General features: G+C 72.0%; 18 protein-coding genes. 13 read left to right on the top strand and 5 right to left on the bottom strand.

Annotation, left to right across the window (positions count from 1 at the left end; genetic code table 11):
- Positions 1 to 18 precede the first annotated feature (18 nt).
- From C1N81_RS01525 to C1N81_RS01515, 3 genes are all read right to left on the bottom strand, one after another.
- Entirely contained in the window at positions 19 to 1,350 is a 1,332-nt protein-coding gene (locus tag C1N81_RS01525; protein ID WP_394425901.1) for a hypothetical protein, read from the bottom strand.
- Positions 1,347 to 2,297, bottom strand: coding sequence for an SRPBCC family protein (locus tag C1N81_RS01520; protein WP_394425899.1), 951 nt, complete (start codon positions 2,295 to 2,297; stop codon positions 1,347 to 1,349). Before C1N81_RS01520 ends, C1N81_RS01525 begins: the two co-directional genes overlap by 4 nt.
- Before the next feature lie 116 nt (positions 2,298 to 2,413).
- Positions 2,414 to 3,259, bottom strand: coding sequence for an AfsR/SARP family transcriptional regulator (locus tag C1N81_RS01515; RefSeq protein ID WP_394425898.1), 846 nt, complete (start codon positions 3,257 to 3,259; stop codon positions 2,414 to 2,416).
- 382 nt (positions 3,260 to 3,641) lie between these two features.
- Between C1N81_RS01515 and C1N81_RS01510 the strand changes: the two genes are divergently transcribed.
- From C1N81_RS01510 to C1N81_RS01455, 12 genes are all read left to right on the top strand, one after another.
- The gene (locus tag C1N81_RS01510; RefSeq protein ID WP_394425896.1) at positions 3,642 to 4,319 is read left to right on the top strand and encodes a ScbR family autoregulator-binding transcription factor; all 678 of its coding nucleotides are present in this window, start codon (positions 3,642 to 3,644) and stop codon (positions 4,317 to 4,319) included.
- Positions 4,320 to 4,747: 428 nt separating this feature from the next.
- Positions 4,748 to 5,680 carry a LysR family transcriptional regulator gene (locus tag C1N81_RS01505; RefSeq protein ID WP_394425893.1) on the top strand — a complete coding sequence of 311 codons (933 nt, stop codon included), beginning with the start codon at positions 4,748 to 4,750 and terminating at the stop codon, positions 5,678 to 5,680.
- A 165-nt stretch (positions 5,681 to 5,845) separates the two neighbouring features.
- Positions 5,846 to 6,313 (top strand): cobalamin B12-binding domain-containing protein, encoded by a 468-nt coding sequence (locus C1N81_RS01500; RefSeq protein WP_394425892.1) that lies wholly within the window; start codon positions 5,846 to 5,848, stop codon positions 6,311 to 6,313.
- Positions 6,310 to 7,662, top strand: a complete 1,353-nt coding sequence (locus C1N81_RS01495; RefSeq protein ID WP_394425891.1) for a methylaspartate mutase — start codon at positions 6,310 to 6,312, stop codon at positions 7,660 to 7,662. The genes C1N81_RS01500 and C1N81_RS01495 overlap by 4 nt, the downstream gene beginning before the upstream one ends.
- A gap of 97 nt (positions 7,663 to 7,759) precedes the next feature.
- Positions 7,760 to 8,698, top strand: coding sequence for a transporter substrate-binding domain-containing protein (locus C1N81_RS01490; protein WP_394425890.1), 939 nt, complete (start codon positions 7,760 to 7,762; stop codon positions 8,696 to 8,698).
- 40 nt (positions 8,699 to 8,738) lie between these two features.
- On the top strand, positions 8,739 to 9,764 hold the full coding sequence (locus C1N81_RS01485) for a DMT family transporter (protein WP_394425888.1): 1,026 nt from the start codon (positions 8,739 to 8,741) through the stop codon (positions 9,762 to 9,764).
- On the top strand, positions 9,761 to 10,804 hold the full coding sequence (locus C1N81_RS01480; RefSeq protein WP_394425886.1) for an aspartate-semialdehyde dehydrogenase: 1,044 nt from the start codon (positions 9,761 to 9,763) through the stop codon (positions 10,802 to 10,804). Before C1N81_RS01485 ends, C1N81_RS01480 begins: the two co-directional genes overlap by 4 nt.
- Positions 10,801 to 11,934, top strand: coding sequence for an amino acid kinase family protein (locus C1N81_RS01475; protein ID WP_394425884.1), 1,134 nt, complete (start codon positions 10,801 to 10,803; stop codon positions 11,932 to 11,934). The genes C1N81_RS01480 and C1N81_RS01475 overlap by 4 nt, the downstream gene beginning before the upstream one ends.
- A 2-nt stretch (positions 11,935 to 11,936) precedes the next feature.
- Entirely contained in the window at positions 11,937 to 12,977 is a 1,041-nt protein-coding gene (locus tag C1N81_RS01470; RefSeq protein ID WP_394425882.1) for a TauD/TfdA family dioxygenase, read from the top strand.
- Between the two features lie 201 nt (positions 12,978 to 13,178).
- Positions 13,179 to 14,579, top strand: coding sequence for a 3-isopropylmalate dehydratase large subunit (gene leuC / locus C1N81_RS01465; RefSeq protein ID WP_394425880.1), 1,401 nt, complete (start codon positions 13,179 to 13,181; stop codon positions 14,577 to 14,579).
- A 36-nt stretch (positions 14,580 to 14,615) separates the two neighbouring features.
- The gene (gene leuD / locus C1N81_RS01460) at positions 14,616 to 15,266 is read left to right on the top strand and encodes a 3-isopropylmalate dehydratase small subunit (RefSeq protein WP_394425878.1); all 651 of its coding nucleotides are present in this window, start codon (positions 14,616 to 14,618) and stop codon (positions 15,264 to 15,266) included.
- Complete coding sequence (locus tag C1N81_RS01455; protein ID WP_394425875.1) at positions 15,263 to 16,162, top strand: LysR family transcriptional regulator; 900 nt, start codon at positions 15,263 to 15,265, stop codon at positions 16,160 to 16,162. The genes leuD and C1N81_RS01455 overlap by 4 nt, the downstream gene beginning before the upstream one ends.
- 16 nt (positions 16,163 to 16,178) lie before the next feature.
- Here C1N81_RS01455 and C1N81_RS01450 read toward each other — a convergent pair whose 3' ends face one another.
- Both C1N81_RS01450 and C1N81_RS01445 read right to left on the bottom strand, forming a co-directional pair.
- A complete protein-coding gene (locus tag C1N81_RS01450; RefSeq protein WP_394425873.1) occupies positions 16,179 to 16,592 on the bottom strand; it encodes a cupin domain-containing protein in 414 nt (137 codons plus the stop codon).
- An 81-nt stretch (positions 16,593 to 16,673) separates the two neighbouring features.
- Positions 16,674 to 18,554: an FAD/NAD(P)-binding protein gene (locus C1N81_RS01445; RefSeq protein WP_394425871.1), complete on the bottom strand. Its 1,881-nt coding sequence runs from the start codon at positions 18,552 to 18,554 to the stop codon at positions 16,674 to 16,676.
- Between the two features lie 152 nt (positions 18,555 to 18,706).
- Here C1N81_RS01445 and C1N81_RS01440 point away from each other — a divergent pair, with 152 nt between their 5' ends.
- Complete coding sequence (locus tag C1N81_RS01440) at positions 18,707 to 19,300, top strand: cysteine hydrolase family protein (RefSeq protein ID WP_394425870.1); 594 nt, start codon at positions 18,707 to 18,709, stop codon at positions 19,298 to 19,300.
- The last annotated feature ends 7 nt before the right edge of the window (positions 19,301 to 19,307 follow it).

Raw genomic sequence — 19,307 nt, 5'->3', positions numbered from 1 at the left:
TCTCCCGGTTCACTCGTGTCACCACAGCAGCTTCGTGGCGCGGACGTCGCAGTCGACGCCGCGCCGGGTCCGTCCGGCGAGTTCGGCCCACAGCCGGGCGCGCGGCGCGGCCCGGTGGGCGGGCAGCGGGGTGCCCAGCCGGTGCGCGAGGCGCTCCAGGGCGAGCAGGATCCAGTCCGGGCCGCCGAGGAAGGGGTCGCGGGCCCGCCCGGCGGCCCGCGCGACCCCGAGCGCGGCGCCCGCGAGCAGCACGGTGGCGCACCGGTCGGCCAGGGCCCGGGCCGCCGGATGGTCCGGCCCCCCGGACCCCGCCGTCGCGCACGCGCGCAGCACCGCACGCTGCTCGACGGCGAGCCGCCGCGCGACGCGCGCGAGCGCGCCCGCCGCCGACTCCTGCTCCCCCACGTCCACGGGCCCGGGCAGGACGGACAGGAGGGCTTGGCCCCAATGGGGGTCGCCGATGGGCGCGGCGAGGCCCGGCGCGGCACGGTCCAGTCGGAACAGGTCAGGGGGCGGGACTTGATCCATGTGCTGGTCGGTGTCCGCCTTGGTGGGGCCGGCGAGGGTCGGCAGGAGTTCCGTGAGGCGGGTCCGGTGGGCCGCCGCGGCGGTTTCGTCGACGCCCGTCGCGGGGCGTTGCGCGTGCAGGGCCGCCAGGGCCAGGCGCTCGGTGCTGTCCGGGCCCGACCCCGTCTCGTGCAGGACCAGTTCGAGGTCCGCGAGGAGTTCGCCGACGAGCCGGGGGACGACGTAGCCGACGACGGCGGCCGGAAGGGGGTCGGCCCCGTCGCCGGGGCGGGCCGCGCGCAGGGCGGTCACGGTCAGGGCCTCGCAGGCCAGCAGGTCGGCGAAGACGGCGGCGAGGGCGGGTTGCCACTGCCGCACGGCCGGCTCGCGGGGAGCGCGGACGTCCACGAAGCGGGCGGTGCCGTAGAGCACGCCGCCCGTCGCCGCGACGAGCGCCGCGGGGCCGAGCAGGGCCCGGACGCTGTCGTCCGGGCGGGACGACGGGGCGGCGCCGAGGAGCCGCGCCGCCCAGGCGTGACCGAGTGCCAGATCCCGGCGGAGCAGCGGGCGCAGGACGCGGACGAGCCGGTCGGCGTCGGCGTACGGGCCGTCGTCCCAGGGCACCGCCCCGGCCGGCTCGTCGTCCCCGGCCGGCGGCCGGTGCGCGCGCCGCGCGGCGGCGAGCGCGGCGCGGCCGTAGGGGTTGGCGGGGTCGTCGGGGTCGCCGAGCAGCGCCTCAAGGCGCGGCGCGTCCTGTGCCGCGCCGCGCGGCTGCCGTCCGGTGGCCCGGGGCGACGGCGTGCGGACCATGGTCGGCCTCCCCTCGTCCTCGGTGGATGTCATCGCAGTCGGCGTACGGGGCTTTCCGCGTGCCACTTGAGCAGGTCGAGCGTGTCCCGGTCGGTTCCGGTGAGCCATGCGCCGACGCGCAGGCGGGCCCGCGCGCCGTCGGGCGGCGGACCCGGATCCAGCGCCCCCGGGCGCAGCAGCACGTGGTGGGTGCTGGTGACGGTGGACCCGGACGCGTCCGGCACGAGGGACCACTCGCCGCTGTACGCCGCGATCAGTTCGTGCTCGACGCGCGCCTTGTGGACGATGCGTCCGGCGTGGGGGAAGCACAGCCGTACGCAGGTGACGGTGAGCGGTTCGCCGCCCTGCGGGGTGCCGAGGCCGAGGGTGACGTGCTGGACCCCGGGCCGGTCCTCGCGCACCGTGGCCTCGTCGACGTGCGGCAGGAGTTCGGGCCAGTCCCCGATCCGGTGCAGGAGGTCGTAGACCAGCTCGGGGGCCCCGTCGACGCGGGCGCTGTCGGTCAGCGAGAGCAGCGACTCGTCGAGGGTCTCCCAGCGTTCGGCGGCGTCCCTGATCTCGCCGAGCCGGCCGCGCACCTGGCGGGCCAGGGAGTGCGGGGGCTCGAACGGGTCGGGGCGCAGCCGCTCGTAGCGCAGGGTCAGGAGGCAGCGGCCCGCGCCCTCGGGCTCGACGCTCCAGGTGCCGGACGCCTGCGGGCCGGGTCCGGACGCGGCGTCGTCGGCGAACTCCACGAAGTCGACGGCGCGTTCGGCCGGTCGCAGGGTGCGCCGCACGAGCCCGCCGCGCACCTGGCCGTCCGTCCAGGTCCAGACGAGGAGTTCGTCCGTGCGGGCGTCGGCGTCCAGTCGTTCGGCGTGGACGCACGAGGGCAGGAAGAGCGGCCAGCGGGGCGCGTCGGCGAGCAGCCCGTGGACGACCGACGCCGGAGCGCCGACGGACACGGTGTGCCGGGCGGAGCGCCCGCACGGTCGTGTCATGGGGCCCCTCCTCCGGTGTGCACTGGCGCGGTCATGCTGGGCGGCTCGCCTGGAGCGGCCGTCGAGCCCCGGCGGAAGCACCGCGGGGCGCGGCCGGCGCCGCGGGCGCTCGAAGGTCAGCCCGCCCGGGTGAGGCCGGCGGCGGAACTCGGCTCGCGTTCGGCGAGATGGAGCGGCGCGGCGGCGGTGTCCGGGCCGGAGACCAGGATGGCGCGCTGCAGTTTCACGAGCGGCGCCGACGGTTCGAGGCCGAGCGTGCGCACCAGGGTCGTGCGCAGCCGCTGGTAGGCGCTGAGGGCTTCGCCGCGCCGCCCGGAGCGGTGCAGGGCGAGCATGAACTGGCCGCACAGGTTCTCGTGCGTGGGGTACCGGCTGACGAGGACGGTCAGTTCGGCGAGCAGCCCGCGGTGCCGGCCGAGCCGCAGGTCGGCCTCGATGCGCTGGTCGAGCGCGCACAGCCGGCTCTCCTCAAGGCGCTTGATCTGGGGTTCCAGGTGGACGCCCGCCTGGATGTCGGCCAGCGCGGACCCGGTCCACAGGGCGAGCGCCTCGCGCAGGCGGCGGGCGGCGTCCTGGTAGTCCTCGGCGTCCATGGCCCGGTAGCCGGCGCCCGCGAGCCGCTCGAACTCCTTGATGTCGCTGGTGCCTTCCTCGCTCCTGAGGAGGTAGCCGCCGGGGACGGTCATCAGGACGTCCTTGGCGCACCGCAGTTCGGCGGCGCCGGACTTGGCGAGGGCCATGCCGATGAGTTCGCGCAGTTGCAGCACGTAGGTCTGGAGGGTGGGCCGTGCGCTGCGCGGGGGCTGCACCCCCCAGAGTTCCTCGGTGAGCACGCTGACCGGCACCACCTGATTCACGTTCAGCGCGAGCAGCGCGAGCACCTGACGGGGTTTGGGCGCGCTCGGGGTGACCGAGACGCCATGCTCCCGTACGGCGAGTGTGCCGAGTACGTCGATGTCCACGAGGTCTCCCCGTTCGCCTGCCGCTCCGCACTGGAGCGCTTCCTCTGTGACGTCGTCAGTAAAAAACAGGCCGGGCGGTTTGTCAACGCGTTCGACTGGGGCCTCATAGGGATCACGACCCCCGTCCGCTAGGGAAAACCAGGTCAAACGTGCTCTATTCAGCGATGCGTGCACGGTCAAACCAAACCAGGCAGGCTGTTTTGTTTACCTGGGCGTCACCTACCGCCCAGTCCTCGCACCTGCGGGGCTCTCTCCGCGCCAAGATCACCAGAACGTGATCGCTCCCCACTCTGATGAGGCGCCGACGGAGCCGCTAAGATACGAACTTGACGGTTTTTTTCGATGGCAGACCTCGGCATCCGATCTGGAGGTGGTGGATCCCATGGCCAAGCAGGACCGTGCCATCCGCACACGACGGCACATCCTGGCTGCCGCCGCGAGTGTGTTCGAGGAGCGCGGCTACCAAGCCGCGACGATCACCGACATTCTGCGTACCGCGGGCGTCACCAAGGGCGCCCTGTACTTCCACTTCCAGTCGAAGGCGGAGCTCGCGTACGGCGTGATGGACGCTCAGGGGCGCCGCATGGGTTCCGTCCCCGACCGCGTCTGCAAGATGCAGGAGCTCGCCGACACCGTGCTGCTCCAGACCTACCGGCTGCAGCACGACGCGCTGGTGCGGGCGGGTGTCCGGCTCGCCATGGACCAGCAGGCGGCCGAGCTCAACCGCGGCGCGTTCTTCTCGGACTGGAGCAAGGGCACGACCGACCTGCTCGTCGTGGCCAAGTCGCAGGGCGAGCTGCTGCCGCACGTCGTGCCGGCGGAGACGGCCGAACTCCTGGTGGGCGCCTACGCGGGCGTGCACTCGATGTCGCAGGCCGTCAGCAACTACGCGGACCTCGACCAGCGGACGTCGGTGCTGCTGCGCCACTTCCTGCCCAGCGTCGTGCAGTCGTCCGTGCTCACCACGATCGACCTCTCCGGCGAGCGCGGCGCGGAGGTCTTCGCGGAGGTCGAGGCGAAGATCACCGACGCCTACGACACCCCGAGCCTGACGGCCTGACCATCCCTCTCGCGAGGCCGTGAACCCGCCTCGCCGTGCCCCGCGGTGGGCGGGGCCACGTCCCGGAACTCCGCCACCGCTCGGCTGTCCGCCCGAAGATGCCCCAGAACGCGACCAGCGGTTGCGTTCTGGTGTCGTGGCCAGCACTTTCCCGGGCTCGGGCCGGGCCCGCGCGTTATCAATGCCGTAGACGCCCCTGGTCGACGCCTCCTGGTCGGCGCCTCCTGGTCGGCGCCTCCTGGTCGGCGCCTCCTGGTCGAGGCGCACCGCAACATCGCCGCGTTCCGCACTCGTACGTGCGGCGCGGCACATACGTGTCGTGGGCAGTGTGTGCCATCCGTTGCTTCTTCCACGCGACGGGGCGGATCGGCAGGCTCGGTGTCTCGTCCACCGTGGGTCAACTCCACGTAGCGCACCGGGAGAGAGCAATGGACATCCGTCAACTTCGCACGTTTCACCGTGTGGCCGTGCTGGGGAGTTTCACCCGCGCCGCGGCCGAGCTGAACTATGCGCAATCCAGTGTGACGGCCCAGATCAAGAACCTGGAGGTGTCGCTCGGCAGTGATCTGTTCGAGCGGGTCGGCGGGAAGGTGAAGCTGACGCCCGCCGGTACGCGGCTGCTGCCCTACGCGGGGCAGATGCTGTCGCTCGCCGACGAGGCGCGCGGGGCGGCCTCCCCCGACGCCCAGCCGGAGGGGGTGCTGACGATCGGGACGATGGAGAGCATCACCTCCTACCGGATGCCGGCGGTCCTGGAGTACTTCCACCACCGCTACCCGCGGCTGCAGATCGCGCTGCGCCCGAGCCTGTGCGCCGAGACCCTGCACTCCCTGCGCCAGGGCGTGTTCGACGCGGGCTTCCTGATGGAGGCGGAGACGCAGCACTCCGGGGTGCACAGCGAGGTCCTCGGCACGGAGGAGCTGGTCGTGGTGGCCTCCCCCGAGCACCGCCTCGCCCACGAGGTGAAGGTGGCCACGGACGACCTGCGTCTGGAGTCGGTGCTCGCGCCGGAGGCCGGCTGCGCCTACCGGGAACTCCTGGAGGCGGAGCTGAACGACGGTTCCGGCGAGCCCGTGCCGTTCCTGGAGTTCGGCAACGTCGAGGCGATCAAGCGCGGCGTCGGCGCCGGGCTCGGGGTCAGTCTCCTGCCCCGGATGACCGTCCTGGACGAGCTGGCCTCGGGCGCGCTCGTACCGCTGGCCTGGGAGGTCCCCTTCGTGCTCTACACGCAGCTGGCGTGGCGCAAGGGGGCTCAGCTCTCGCGGGAGCGGCAGGTGTTCGTGGAGAAGGTCATCGACTTCCTGAGCCGGGAGTACCAGGAGGGCCAGGCCCGGAGCCGGAGCGAGAGCCAGGGGGCCTGAATTCCCGGACGCATGAGGCTTTTTCATGCTGCGCATGAATGGATTAGCTTCATCGATCGGTTCAGGCGATCAAAGCCATCTGTTTCACCGAAGCGGAATCCTGGATTTTCTGTCGGGCGCCGCAGAGACTTTTAGAGTCCCAGTTACACACCAGAGGGAATCAACATGTCCCAGGTCATGCTTCCGTCCAAGCGCTTTGTCGTGTCGAGCGTGTCCTCCGACGCCCACATGTGGAATCTCGTTTTCCTGCAGCTGCTGCTCGAGGAACAGGGTGCCCACGTGACGAATCTGGGGGCCTGCGTCCCCGACGATCTCATCATCGAGGAGTGCCTGCGTTCGATGCCGGATGTGCTGGTCATCAGCACGGTCAACGGACACGGGCACCTCGACGGGCTACGGCTGATCCGCCGGATACGGAGCCACCCCGAACTGTCCGGTCTGCGCGTGGTGATCGGAGGAAAACTCGGTGTGCGCGGCGCCGACAACATTGTGTTCGCCGAAGAACTCTCCCTCAGCGGCTATGACGCGGTGTTCGAGGCCGACGGCGGTATCGAGGGTTTCCAGGAATTCCTCGGCACGCTCGACAGCACGTCCTCCCGGCCCGCTCTGCTTTCTTCGGAGGCGGCGGCATGAGCGAGTTGACACAGGCGTCGCACTTAGGGTCCGTCGTCGGTTCCGAGAACAAGGGCGGGCGCTTTTCCCGCTATGTGCACGGTATGCACGCGCAGGGCCGGCTCGTCGTCCAGCCCCGTATGGGGTTCGCCGATCTGGCCACGATGCGCGAGGGGCTGCTCGGTGTCCGGCGCGCCGACGCCTCGGCGATCGGCACGATCACCCTGGACAGCTACACGCGGGTCAACGACCACGACTCGGCGCGTCAGGCGCTGCGCACGGGCGCGGAGTTGAACGGTTTCCCGCTGGTCGCCCACGGGGCCGGTACGACACGGGCGCTCCTCGACTCCGTGTCCGGGCCTGAGTTCCCCGTTCAGGTACGGCACGGTTCGGCGCTTCCCTATCCGCTGTTCCAGGCGATGGTCGAGGCGGGTGTCGACGCCACCGAGGGCGGCCCGGTGTCGTACTGCCTGCCGTACAGCCGCGCCCCGATCAGCCGGGCCGTGGAGGCGTGGGCCCGGTGCTGCGAGCTGATCGCCGAGCAGCCCGAGCCGATGCACCTGGAGAGCTTCGGCGGCTGCATGCTGGGGCAGTTGTGCCCGCCGAGCCTGCTGGTGGCGCTGAGCGTCCTCGAGGCCCTGTTCTTCCGGGAGCACGGGCTGAGCGACATCTCGCTGAGCTACGCGCAGCAGACGCATCCCGGGCAGGATCTGGAGGCCGTCGCGGCGCTGCGCCGGTTCGCCGGCGAACGCCTCGGCGCGGCGACCTGGCACGTCGTGCTCTACACGTTCATGGGTGTCTTCCCCCGGACGCCCACCGGTTCCTACCGGATCCTCGAGGAAAGTGTGCGGCTCGCGGTCCGCAGCGGCAGCGAGCGGTTGATCGTGAAGACGCCCGCGGAGGCGCACCGCATCCCGACGATCGCCGAGAACGTCGACGCGCTCGAATTCGCCGAGTCCATCGCCCGCGACGAGGCGGGGCGCGCGGGGCGGGCCGTCGTGGCGACCGACTCGGGCATCTACGAGGAGGCGAGGCTGCTGATCGACAGCACCCTGGAGCTGGCGCCGACGGTGGGCGAGGCGCTGGTCAAGGCGTTCGAGCGGGGCATGCTGGACGTCCCGTACTGCCTGCACCAGGACAACGCCAACAAGTCGCGGGCCTACGTCGACGCGGGCGGCATGTTGCAGTGGGCGGAGCCGGGGCGGATGCCGCTCGGCGTGGAGCGCAAGTCCGCGCGGCCGGTGAGCGCCAAGGGGCTGCTGACCATGCTCGGCTTCAACGAGCGGCGCTTCGACGGCGAGCAGCTCACCCACGGCCATCTGCGCAGCGTGCAGTACACGCCCCGGCCGCACCCCAGGGAGCTGGCATGACGCTCTCCGCGCTGGCCCGGCGCCGGGTCCGGGCGCTGGGGCTGCGGGCCCTCACCACCCTCTTCCCCTCCGTACGTCCCTATCCGAGGAGCCTGTCGTGAACACACGTACACCCACCCTCGACGCGGTGCGCGCCCGCGGCGCCCTGCGGGCGGTGGTGAGCCGTGGGATCCGCGGTCTGTCGCTGCGAGGCGACGACGGCCGCTGGTCGGGTCTCGACGCCGATGTGGCGCGGGCGGTCGCCGCGGCGGCGGCCGGTGACCCGGACGCCGTCGAGTGGGTCTCGTCCGATCCGGCGGACCGGCTCTCCCACCTGGCGGACGGCGACGCCGAGCTGACCGTGGCCAACGTCAGCTGGACGCTCGGCCGCGAGGCGCTGCCGGTGCTGTTCGCCGGGGTGACCTGCTACGACGGCGAGGGTTTCCTCGTCCCCGCCGACAGCGGCATCACCCACCCCGCGGAGCTGAACGGCCGCAAGGTCGCGGTCCAGGCGGGCACGACCAGCGCGGCCAACCTGGCGTCCTGGTACGGCAGCCGCGGCCTCGCGGTGGAGCCGGTCGCCCATCCGACCCCGGCGGCGACGCTGGCCGGCTACGCGAGCGGCGACTGCGCGGCCTATGTCCTGGACCGGGTGGCGCTCGCCGGGGAGCGGGCGGCGCTGCCCGACCCGTCGGCGCACCTCATCCTCGACACGGCCATCTCCCGTGAGCCGATGGCCGCGGCGGTCCGTGACGACGACGCCGCCTGGTTCCGGCTGTGCCGCTGGGTGCTCCAGCTCCTGGTGTCCGCCGAGTTCCACGTCGAGGAGGTCGGCGAGCGGGAGAAGGCCCTCGCGCAGGCGGCCGAGGCGGCGGGCGCGCACGGCCCGGCGATCGGTCTCGACGAGGGCTGGGCGGCGCGGGTCCTCGACGCGGTCGGCACCTACGCGGACGTCTACGAGCGCAACCTCGGCGCGGCCTCGGGGCTCGCCGTGCCGCGCGGCCTCAACGAGCTGTACACGCGCGGCGGCCTGCAGTACGCCGTGCCCCTCCACTGACCCCGACCCCCGATTCCTTCCTGCTGCGAAAGGCTTCCTCATGAGTACCGACACCCGGGCCCCGGGCACGGAGAAGAAGGGAGCGACCGAGCTGACCCTCGCCATGGTGCTCTCGGGCACCCTCGGCGTCTTCGTCATCGAATCGGGCGCGTCCCCCTTCAACGTCGTCTTCTTCCGCTGCCTGTTCGGCACCGCCGCCCTGGGCCTGTACTGCCTGGTGCGCGGCTTCTTCAAGAACCACAACTTCACGCCGAAGAAGCTGGGTCTCGCCGCGCTCGGCGGCGTCTTCATCGTCTTCAACTGGGCGTTCCTGTTCGAGAGTTACGAGGGCACGTCCATCTCGGTGGCGACGGTCGTCTACCACACGCAGCCGTTCTACGTGGTGCTGCTCGGCGCGCTGCTCTTCCGCGACAAGCTGACGGCGACGAAGTTCGGCTGGCTCGGTGTCGCGTTCGTCGGCCTGATCCTGGTCGCGGGCGTCTCCGCGTCCGACCTGACGGGCAGCGGCGACAGCTCCTACCTGGCGGGCCTCGGCTACGCGCTGCTCGCCGCCGTCTTCTACGCCATCTCCACCGTCATCACCAAGCGGGTCACGGGCGTACGTCCGCACCTGGTCGCCCTGGTCCAGCTGGTGCTCGGCATCTTCCTGCTGCTGCCCTTCACGTCCCTGGGCGAGATGAAGGGCACGGGCGCCGACTGGGGCTGGCTCGTCGGCCTCGGCCTCATCCACACCTGCGTGATGTACGTCCTCATGTACTCGGCGTACCAGAAGCTGCCCACGCCGAAGATCGCCGTGCTCGCCTTCGTCTACCCGGCCGTCGCGATGCTCATGGACTGGGCGGTGTACGGGCACAGCGTCAGCCTGCTCCAGGCGCTCGGCATTCCGCTGATCGTCGCCGCGAGCCTGGGCATCAACCTGGGCTGGTCCTTCAAGCGGAAGGCGAAGGCCCCGCTGGCGGCGCCCGCCGCCGACGAGACGGCCGCCGACACGACGACCACCAGCCGGACCACCACCGGCACGACCACCGACAACCAGGTCACGATCACCTCCGGAGGCTCCCGATGACGCTCGTCACCGATTCCAGCGCGCCGCGCATAGCCATCGTCGGGGCGACCGGAGCCGTCGGCAACACGCTCATCGACCTGATCGAGCAGCGCGGTCTTCGCTACCGCTCGGTCCAGCTGGTCGCCTCGGCCCGCTCGGCCGGCACCGAACTCACCGTCGACGGAATCGCGTACCCGGTGCAGGCGGTCGACGAGTTCGACTTCTCCACCGTGGACCTGGCGTTCTTCTCGGCCGGTACGGAGGCCAGCCAGCAGTGGGTGCCGAAGGCGACCGCGGCCGGTGCCGTCGTCATCGACAACACCATCGCCTACCGCATGGACCCGGACACCCCGCTCGTCGTCCCGCAGGTCAACGCCCACGAGCTGGACCAGCGTCCGAAGTCCGGGGTCATCGCCAACCCGAACTGCTCGACGATCCCCCTCGTCCGGCTCCTGAAGGGCGTCGAGGAGCGCTGGGGCGTGCGGCAGGCCGTCGTCAGCACCTACCAGGCGGCGTCGGGCCTCGGCCACCCGGGCGTGGACGAGCTGAAGGACGCCAGCCGGGCGGCCCTGGAGCGGCCCGACGAGCCGTACCCGAACAAGGAGTTCACCCCCTCCCTGGCGTTCAACGTCATCCCGAAGATCGACCGCTTCCTCGACACCGGGTTCACCCTTGAGGAGCAGAAGATGCTCCAGGAGTCCCGGAAGATCCTCGGCATCCCGCACCTGGACGTCACCACCACCTGTGTCCGCGTCCCCGTCGTCACCGGGCACTCGGAGGCCGTCTGGATCGAGGCGCAGGGCGTCGTGGACCGCGCCGAGCTGGTCGAGGTGCTCGCCGCGCTGCCCGAGGTCACCGTGCACGACCTCGACGAGGTCCGGCAGTTCCCGACCCCGGCCACCATCGACGACCCGAACCGGGTCCACGTCGGCCGGGTCCGGGTCAACCCCAACAACCCGCGCGCCTTCTGGCTCTGGCTGGTCGCCGACAACCTCACCATCGGCGCCGCCCTGAACGCGATCCAGATCGCGGAGGAGCTCATGGCCCGGGGGACGGTGTGACGGCCTCCGCGCCACCGGCGCACGTCAAGCCGCCCGTCGTGATGAAGTTCGGCGGCTCCAGCTTCCGTACGCTCGCCGCGTACGGGCAGCTCGCCGAGGCGCTGTCGCGCAGGGTGGAGCAGGAGAACACCCGCCTGGTGGTCGTGGTGAGCGGCCAGCCGGGCGAGACCGAGCAGTTCCGCGAGCGCCTCAGCCAGGTCAACGCGCACCCCGAGGACGAGACGGTCGCCGGTCTGCTGACGCTCGCCGACACCGTCGGCGCGCAGCTCCTCGCGACGGCGCTGCACCGCACCGGCCGCAGCGCGACCGTGCTCGCGGGCCACCAGCTGGGCCTGACCACCGACTCGGCGTTCATGTGGGCCCGCCTGGAACACACGGACCCGGCTCCGCTGCGCGCGGCGCTGAGCGAGAACGAGGTCGTCGTGGTCCCCGGCGGCCAGGCCGCGGACAAGGAGGGCCGGCCGACCTGGCTCGGCAAGAACAGCTCGGACCTGTCGGCGGTGGCGGTGGCGGCGGCCGTCGGCGCGGCGCGCTGCGAGGTGCACTCCGACGTCGACGGCATCTACAGCAGCGACCCGCACCTGATCACCGGCGCGCAACTGCTCCACCAGGTGTCGTACAACACGGCGTCGCTGATGTCCCTGTACGGCGCGAAGGTGCTGCACCGCAGGTCGGTGCGGCTCGCCCAGCGCCACGGCATCGAGATCGTGTGCCGCTACAACCGGGACCCGTTCACCATCGGCACCGTCATCGGCGCCGCCGGTTCCACGGTCGCCGCCGTCGTCCTGAACCAGCGCTCCGCCGCGCTGCGCTACGCCACCGACGAGTTCGCCGACCAGGCGTACGCGGCCTTCCACGGCGCCAACATCGACGTGGTGCGCCTGACGTCGGGCCCGCTCGTCGCGGTCACCGGCGGCTTCGTCGACCTCCCCGAGTTCCAGCGGCGCCAGGGCATCACCCCCGGCGAGTACGCGGGGGTGCCGGTCTCCGCGATCCGCGGCAGCGAGGTGGTGACCCAGCTGGCCCGGGACGAGGAGGACGCGCTGCACCTGTCCCAACGACTGCACGACCACGTGAACCGCCCGAGCGCGGACCCCAACGCACCCCTGCTCGAGATGCAAGGAGTATGAACATGACCGCGACCACCGACCACGGCGTCCCGGCCACCGCCCCCCTCTCCGGGCCGACCTTCGCCGAGATCGCCCTTCCCGACGCCGTCCGAGACGCCCTCACCGAACAGCTGGCGGCGCTCCCTGATCCGAACATCGACATCGACCGGTCGACGGCGAGGCTGCTGCAGATCTTCGCGACGCTGCCGACCGCGCTCCTGCAGCAGGTGATGGACTTCGGGCGGCATGTCGACACCCCGGGCGTCGCCCTCGTCAGCAACCTTCCCGTGGACGCCGTGCTGCCGGACACCCCCTCGGACGGCGGCCCCAGCACCGAGAAGACCTCGTTCGTCGCCGAGGGCGTGCTGCTCGGCCTGAGCGGTCTGCTCGGCGAGCCGATGGGCGTCCTGACGGAGAAGGCCGGCCAGCTGATCCATGACGTGGTGCCGGTGCCGGGCGGCTCGAAGACCCAGACCAACCAGGGGTCGGAGGTCTTCCTCAACTTCCACAGCGACATCATGCACGACGTGATCGGCCGCTACGACGTCGCCAACCCGGACTTCCTCGTCCTCAGCTGCCTGCGCGCCGACCACGACGGGATCGCCGGCACCTACTACGCCGACGCCCGCGACATCTCCGCCGCGCTGCCCGCCTCGGTCCTGGAGACGCTGCGCTCCCCGCTGTTCCGGCTCAACGCGCCGGGCAGCTATGTCCGCGACGTCGCCGACGGCCAGGAAGTGCTCTCCGACCCGGTGGCGATGATCAGCGGGCACACCTCGTACCCGGAGATCGCGATCTCCGCCAACGGCGTGCACCCGCTCACCGGCGGCGCCCGCGAGGCCCTCGACATCCTCCAGGAGGTGTGCGGGACCGTCGCGCACAGCGTCCGCCTGCGGCCAGGACAGGCCCTGCTGATCAACAACCGCAAGGGTGTGCACGCCCGCTCGACGTTCACCGCCCGCTACGACGGCCAGGACCGCTGGCTCCAGCGCACCTACGTGCGGCGCAGCCTGTGGAACGTGCGCTACCGGGTCACGGACGACAACCGGCGGGTGCACTACTGATCCGCCGCCGCTTCCCACGCGGCCGCCCCGTGCCGGACCCGGGTGAACCCCGGGCCCGGTGCGGGGCCTTCGCGTGTGCGGTGGCGCCGTGGCCTCGACCGGTCACGCCCCTGGGGGCCAGGGGCGAGCCCGTCCCTCCGCCCCTCCGGCGCCCCATGATCTACGTACCCGCAACCGCAGGGGAGCGACGTGAGGGAGACCATGGGCAGGACACTGGCGCACAAGACGTGGGACGCCCATGTGGTGCGGGGCGGGGGCGGCGGCGACGATCTGCTCTACGTGGATCTGCAGCTGCTCCACGAGGTGAACACCCCGCAGGCGTTCGACCGGCTGCGCGCGGCGGGCCGCACGGTGCGCCGCCCCGACCTGACGGTGGGCACCGAGGACCACAACACGCCGACGCTCGCCCTGGACCGCGTCATCAAGGACCGCGAGGGGCGCCGGCAGGCCGAGCTGATGCGGGCCAACTGCGCCGAGTTCGGCATCCCGCTGCACCGCTTCGGCGACCCCGGCCAGGGCATCGTCCACGTCATCGCGCCCGAACTCGGCCTCGTACGCCCGGGGATGACCATCGTGTGCTGCGACTCGCACACCACGACGCTCGGCGCGTTCGGCGCGCTCGCGTTCGGCATCGGCGCCAGCCAGGTCGAGCACGTCCTGGCCACCCAGACGCTGCCGATGCGGCCGCTGCGGACCATGGCGGTGAACGTCGCCGGGACACTGCCCGAGGGCGTCGGCGCCAAGGACCTCGTCCTCGCGCTGATCGCGCGGGTCGGGACGGCGGGCGGACAGGGCCACATCATCGAGTACCGGGGCGAGGGCGTCCGGGCGCTGTCGATGGAGGCCCGGATGACGCTGTGCAACATGTCCGTGGAGGCCGGGTCGCGGGCCGGGATGATCGCCCCGGACGAGACGACGTTCGCCTACCTCGCCGACCGTCCCGGGATGCCCGAGGGCGCCGCCTGGGACGCCGAGGTCGCGTACTGGCGCTCCCTGGCCACCGACGCGGACGCCCGCTTCGACAAGGAGGTCCACCTCGACGCGGCCTCCCTGAGCCCGTACGTGTCCTGGGGCACCAACCCGGCGCAGAGCATCCCGCTCGACGGCCACGTCCCGGCCGCCGCGGACTTCGCGACGGCCGAGGAGCGCGCCGCCGCCGAACGGGCCCTCGCCTACATGGACCTGAAGCCGGGCACCGCGCTGCGCGACATCACCGTCGACACCGTCTTCCTCGGCTCCTGCACCAACAGCCGCATCGAGGACCTGCGAGCCGCCGCCGACGTGCTGCGCGGCCGCAAGGTCGCCGACGGGCTGCACATGATGATCGTGCCGGGCTCGGCGCAGGTGCGCCTGCGCGCCGTCGAGGAGGGCCTGGACCAGGTGTTCGCCGAGGCGGGCGCCGACTTCCGGATCGGCGCGGGCTGCTCGATGTGCGCGGCGCTCAACGAGGACCGGCTCCTGCCCGGCCAGCGGGCCGCGTCCACCAACAACCGCAACTTCGAGGGCCGGCAGGGCCGCGGCTCCCGCACCCACATCGTGTCGCCCGCCGTGGCCGCCGCGACGGCGGTCACCGGCCGGCTGTCCTCGCCCGCCGATCTCTGAGACCTCCACCGATCCGTGAGACGGAGCCACCACGCCATGGAGAAGTTCATCCGGCACACCGGCCGCGCGGTGCCGCTGCGCCGCACCGACGTCGACACCGACCAGATCATCCCGGTGCGGTTCTGCGCGAGCACCACCCGCGACGGGCACGCCGACGCGCTGTTCGCCGACTGGCGGGCCGACCCCGGCTTCGTCCTCAACCGGGCGGAGCGGCAGGGCGCCGACATCCTGGTCGCGGGCACCGACTTCGGCACCGGCTCCTCGCGCGAGTACGCGGTCTGGGCGCTCCAGGACTACGGGTTCCGGGTGGTGATCGCGCCCCGGTTCGGCGACATCTTCCGCGGCAACTCGCTGATGAACGGCCTGCTCACCGTCGTCGTACCGCACGCGGTGGTGGAGCGCCTGTGGCGGCTCACGGAGGAGGACCCGACGGTCGAGGTCACCGTCGACCTCCAGGAGCAGCAGGTGCGGTGCGGCTACCTCGTACAGCCCTTCACCCTCGACGAGGACGTGCGGCGCCGTCTCCTCGGCGGCCTGGACGCCATCGACGACACCCTGCGCTTCGCCGAGGACATCGCCAACTACGAGGCGACCAGGCGCCCGGCGCTGCCGGTGACGCGGACGCCGGTGCCGGTGCAGGCGCCTGTGCCGGTGCAGGTGCCTGTGCCGGTCGCGGTGGACCGATGAAGCTGACGCAGTGCGCCGCGTTCGTCGCCATCGCCGACACCGGCTCGTTCACCAACGCGGCCCGCGCCCTGGAGATCAGCCAGTCCGCGATCAGCCACGCCATCGCCGGTCTGGAGGCGGAGCTGGGCGTGACCCTGATGGAGCGGGACCGCTCCGGGGTGCGGCTCACCGACGCCGGGCACCGGGCCCTGGAACCGGCGCGCCTGATGGTGGTGCAGGCCGAACGGGTCCGGCGGGCCGCCCGCGCCGCAGGGGCCGGGCCCGAGGGCCCCTTGCGGATCGGCACCAGCCAGAGCTTCGCGGCCCGGCTGCTGCCCGCCGTCATGGCCGAACTGCGGGCGCGCTGCCCCCGCCTTGAGATCGAGCTGCGCGAGGGCAGCGACACCCAGATCACCCAGTGGCTGCGCGGCAACGGCGTCGACGTCGGCATCGTCACCCTGCCCAAGCGGGGCCTGACCACGGTCCCGCTGCTCCAGGACGAGCTGGTCGCGGTGGTGCCGTCGGGCCACCGCGAGGCGGAGCGGGCCGAGCTGCGCATCGACGAGCTGGCGCGGGACCCGTTCCTGATGCCGGTCGGCGCGGTCGAGACGCTGGTGCGGGCCGCGTTCCGCACGGTGGGCCTCGATCCCGAGGTCGGCCACCATCTGCGGGACATCAACGCGCTGCTCGCCATGGTCGGCGCCGGACTCGGCGTGACCGTCCTGCCGCGCCTCGCCCTGCCCCTTGTCCTGCCCGACGTGCGCCTGGTGCCGCTGTCGCCCGCCGTCGTCCGGCACTTGGGGCTCGGGACGCGGCTCGGCTCGCACGGCTCTCCGGCGGTGGAGGCGTTCGTCGACGCGGCGCGTCCGCTGGCGCTCCGCAGCGACCAGGGGAGGCGGCCCGTTGCGGTGCGCTGAGAGAGTCCGCGCCCGCTCACGCCACCGGGCGCGTCGGGGCGTGGCGGATGCCGAGCACGGTGCAGCCGGTCTCGGTGCTGACCTGGTGGACGCTGCCGGGCTCCTCGATGACCAGGTCGCCGGGCCGGTAGCGGTCGCCGTTGCTGTTGAGGAGTTCGCCGTCCAGGACCACGATCAGTTCGTGGCCGAGGTGTTCGTGCAGGTCGCCGTGGGCGCCCGGCGCCATCCTGGTGATCATCGCCGCGCCGTTCGCGGCGTCGTCGGTGGTGTAGAGGCGGTGCACGTCGACGCCGGCCCGGCCGGGCTCGGCCCAGCTCTCCCAGGACAGCGCGTCGAGCCCGAGGGGGTCGAAGATGTCGCGTACGACGGTCACGGGGCGCGGCGGCGCGGCGGCGTCGGCGGGCACGGCAGGGGCGGTGACGAGGGACATGGCGGGGCTCGCTTTCTCGGCGGCGGCGGGGCGAAAGGGTCGGCGGGGCAGGATCGGCTGACGGGCGAGGGCGGCGTATTCCTAGCGGGCGAGGGCGGCGTCGGCCGGGGCGGGGACGGCGGCCCGCAGCGGGGTGACGAGGTCGGCGGCGATGGCGTCGGCGTTCTGCACGAAGTCCGTCCAGAAACCCGGGCGGCTGCTGCCGCCCTGCATGAACCAGCGGGTGTGCTCGGTGGGGATGCCCAGGACGTACAGGCCCCGCTCGGCCCGGCCGTCCGCGTCGAGCGGGTGGAAGGGCGCCCCGGTGACGGCGACGCCGCCGGTGTCGAACCGGTCGCCGTCGGCGCCCCGGTTGACGTACGAGGTCCACAGTCCCTGGGCGACCAGGTTCCGGGTGAGCGGATGCGGGTCGGTGCGCACGTCGGGGGTGGGGATACGGGCGTCGACGACGGTGTCGACGAGCACCTTGGACCCGGCCACGTACGGCGAGTGCACGGCGAAGCGGCCGGACGCGGGGTCGGGCAGGTACCGGGTGTCGGGTCCGGCGATCCGCAGCAGGCCGCACTCCAGGAGCGCCATCACCTGGCGCAGGCGCACCCGGGGCGGGCCCGCCGCGAGGAAGGAGCTGCGCGGCACGTACCAGCCGAGGAAGTCCTCGCGGTGCGAGGTCGGGGTGAGCCCGGCGAAGTCGACGAGCGAGCGGATGACGGCGCGGGAGTCGCGGATGACGTCGAGGGCGGCCTTGAGCGGGTCGTCGACGTTGCCGGTCTCGGCGTGCGCCAGGTCGTCGGCGAGCGCCCCGGTCAGAGCGGCGGCGAAGGCCTCCGGGTTGTCGAAGTGGCGGCCCGCGAACGGGCGGGCCTGCTCGTCGAGGTCGATGCGGTCCACGTCCGCGAGCCCGTACCCGGCGGCTATGGCGACGACGTCGGGCACCCCGTCCTCGGCGGCGGCGACCACCTCGGCGACGAACGCGGCCGACTTCCCCGGCCCGTGCCGCGCTTCCAACGTCGTCGCGTAGTAGACGAGTTCGACCTCGGCGAGCAGCCACGGCACCGCGTCCTCGGCGAAGGAGATCTCGCCGTGCGTGCGCGAGGCCAGGATGCGTTCGGTGGTGAACAGCATGTGGTCGTAGCGGTGGTCGTGGTGCTTCTGGTTGCGGCCCCGGGCAGGCAGCGGCATGGCGCTGCGCGAACCGGCGACGAGCACCGGCTCGGTGCCGCTCGGCCGGTAGACGAGACCGCCGCGCCCGTCCTCCTCGTAAGTTCCGCCGCGCCCCTCGGTGAGGGCGGCCATCACGTCGTAGAAGGAGAGACCGAGGCCGAGCACCCCGACGGGCGTGCCCGCCGGGATCGCGTCGAGCGGCATGTCGGCGGCCGAGTCACCGGCGATGTACCGCAGTCCGGGGTGCGCGTCCGCGTACTCGGCGAGGCGGCGCTGGTTCCCGGTGGGCTCGGGGACGGTGTGACCGGTCGTCAGGACGACCCGGTCGACGGTGAGGTGCGCGCTTTCCCGGAACGTCAGCCGATAACCGCCGTCGCCGCGTTCGAGCCGATCGACGGTGGCTTTTATCGGAATCAGCCGGACATTGCCCGGGAGGCTTTCCTCGATGATGTTGAGGATGAATTGCATGTACCGTCCGTGCAGGGCGCGCGACGCATAACTGTTGGGGCCCGGGTATTCCGGGTCCACCGACTGCCACCACTGCGCGAGGGACGGTCCCGCACCGGGTCTTGTGGGGCCGCCGTCCGGCTGCCCCGAGAAGGCGGAGACCTCGTCCGCCACCGTGTTCATCAGGAACCATTTCGGCTGGTCAGTGCGCCAGACGCGGCCACTGCCGACCTGGTGCGCGTCGATCAGGAAGATGTCGGTGGCCTCGGCGGGCGGCCGCTCCGCGAGACGCGCCGCCATGCGCTCCAGGACCGAAAGTCCCCGCGGACCGCTCCCGACTATGGCCACCTTCATGTCCGACACCTTTCGATCAGTGGGATGAGCGGGCTGTAGGCAAAAAGATAGGAGCCGCTGTACCTACTGTTCAAGACGGCTTTATTGATGCTTCGCATGAGAGTTGTTCATAGATTTCTGTCATTACGGTGACGGAACAGGAAGGCGGAGAAATGAGCAGGGCGCTCCTCGTACTCGACCTCATCAACGAGATCGTGCACCCGGACGGCAAGTACGCGGCTGAGGGCTACCACCGGCAGGCCGTCGGGCGGAACGTCATCGAGCACACGGCGGACGCGATCGCGCGGGCCCGCGCGACGGGCATACCGGTGATCTACGTCGTGGTCGGCTTCACCGAGGGCTATCCGCAGTGGCCCGCGGGCTCGCCGGTGTTCGCGAAGGCCAAGCCCGACGAGCGGCTGCTCCTCGGCAGTTGGGCCACAAAGGTGCACGACGCGCTCGCGCCGCTGCCCGGCGAACCGGTGATCGCCAAGCACCGCATCAGCCCCTTCCACGGCACGAACCTGGAGGTGCTGCTGCGCACCCAGGGCATCGACACGCTGCTGCTCACCGGCGTCTCCACGGAGCTGGTCGTCCTGACCACCGCGCAGGCCGCGCACGACCGGGACTACCGGGTCGAGGTCCTGGAGGACGCGACGCTCGCGGGCGACGCCGAGGTGCACGAGGCGGCGCTGAAGGTCCTGTCCCACATCTCCACGCTCACCACGGTCGCCGACGCGCTGCCCGCGCCGGCCGCGACCCTCTGACGGCGGG

The sequence above is a fragment of the Streptomyces sp. SGAir0957 genome, from assembly GCF_043523415.1.
Note: the sequence above shows the minus strand (reverse complement) of the source record. Positions and strands in the feature narration are given on the sequence as shown.

What these genes read in the sequence shown, in the direction of transcription:
- C1N81_RS01520 (WP_394425899.1), bottom strand. Translation starts at nt 2,297, where the DNA reads ATGACACGACCGTGCGGGCGCTCCGCCCGGCACACCGTGTCCGTCGGC.
- C1N81_RS01500 (WP_394425892.1), top strand. Translation starts at nt 5,846, where the DNA reads ATGTCCCAGGTCATGCTTCCGTCCAAGCGCTTTGTCGTGTCGAGCGTG.
- C1N81_RS01505 (WP_394425893.1), top strand. Translation starts at nt 4,748, where the DNA reads ATGGACATCCGTCAACTTCGCACGTTTCACCGTGTGGCCGTGCTGGGG.
- leuC (WP_394425880.1), top strand. Translation starts at nt 13,179, where the DNA reads ATGGGCAGGACACTGGCGCACAAGACGTGGGACGCCCATGTGGTGCGG.
- C1N81_RS01525 (WP_394425901.1), bottom strand. Translation starts at nt 1,350, where the DNA reads ATGACATCCACCGAGGACGAGGGGAGGCCGACCATGGTCCGCACGCCG.
- C1N81_RS01470 (WP_394425882.1), top strand. Translation starts at nt 11,937, where the DNA reads ATGACCGCGACCACCGACCACGGCGTCCCGGCCACCGCCCCCCTCTCC.
- C1N81_RS01450 (WP_394425873.1), bottom strand. Translation starts at nt 16,592, where the DNA reads ATGTCCCTCGTCACCGCCCCTGCCGTGCCCGCCGACGCCGCCGCGCCG.
- C1N81_RS01455 (WP_394425875.1), top strand. Translation starts at nt 15,263, where the DNA reads ATGAAGCTGACGCAGTGCGCCGCGTTCGTCGCCATCGCCGACACCGGC.
- C1N81_RS01480 (WP_394425886.1), top strand. Translation starts at nt 9,761, where the DNA reads ATGACGCTCGTCACCGATTCCAGCGCGCCGCGCATAGCCATCGTCGGG.
- C1N81_RS01510 (WP_394425896.1), top strand. Translation starts at nt 3,642, where the DNA reads ATGGCCAAGCAGGACCGTGCCATCCGCACACGACGGCACATCCTGGCT.
- C1N81_RS01485 (WP_394425888.1), top strand. Translation starts at nt 8,739, where the DNA reads ATGAGTACCGACACCCGGGCCCCGGGCACGGAGAAGAAGGGAGCGACC.
- C1N81_RS01445 (WP_394425871.1), bottom strand. Translation starts at nt 18,554, where the DNA reads ATGAAGGTGGCCATAGTCGGGAGCGGTCCGCGGGGACTTTCGGTCCTG.
- C1N81_RS01495 (WP_394425891.1), top strand. Translation starts at nt 6,310, where the DNA reads ATGAGCGAGTTGACACAGGCGTCGCACTTAGGGTCCGTCGTCGGTTCC.
- leuD (WP_394425878.1), top strand. Translation starts at nt 14,616, where the DNA reads ATGGAGAAGTTCATCCGGCACACCGGCCGCGCGGTGCCGCTGCGCCGC.
- C1N81_RS01440 (WP_394425870.1), top strand. Translation starts at nt 18,707, where the DNA reads ATGAGCAGGGCGCTCCTCGTACTCGACCTCATCAACGAGATCGTGCAC.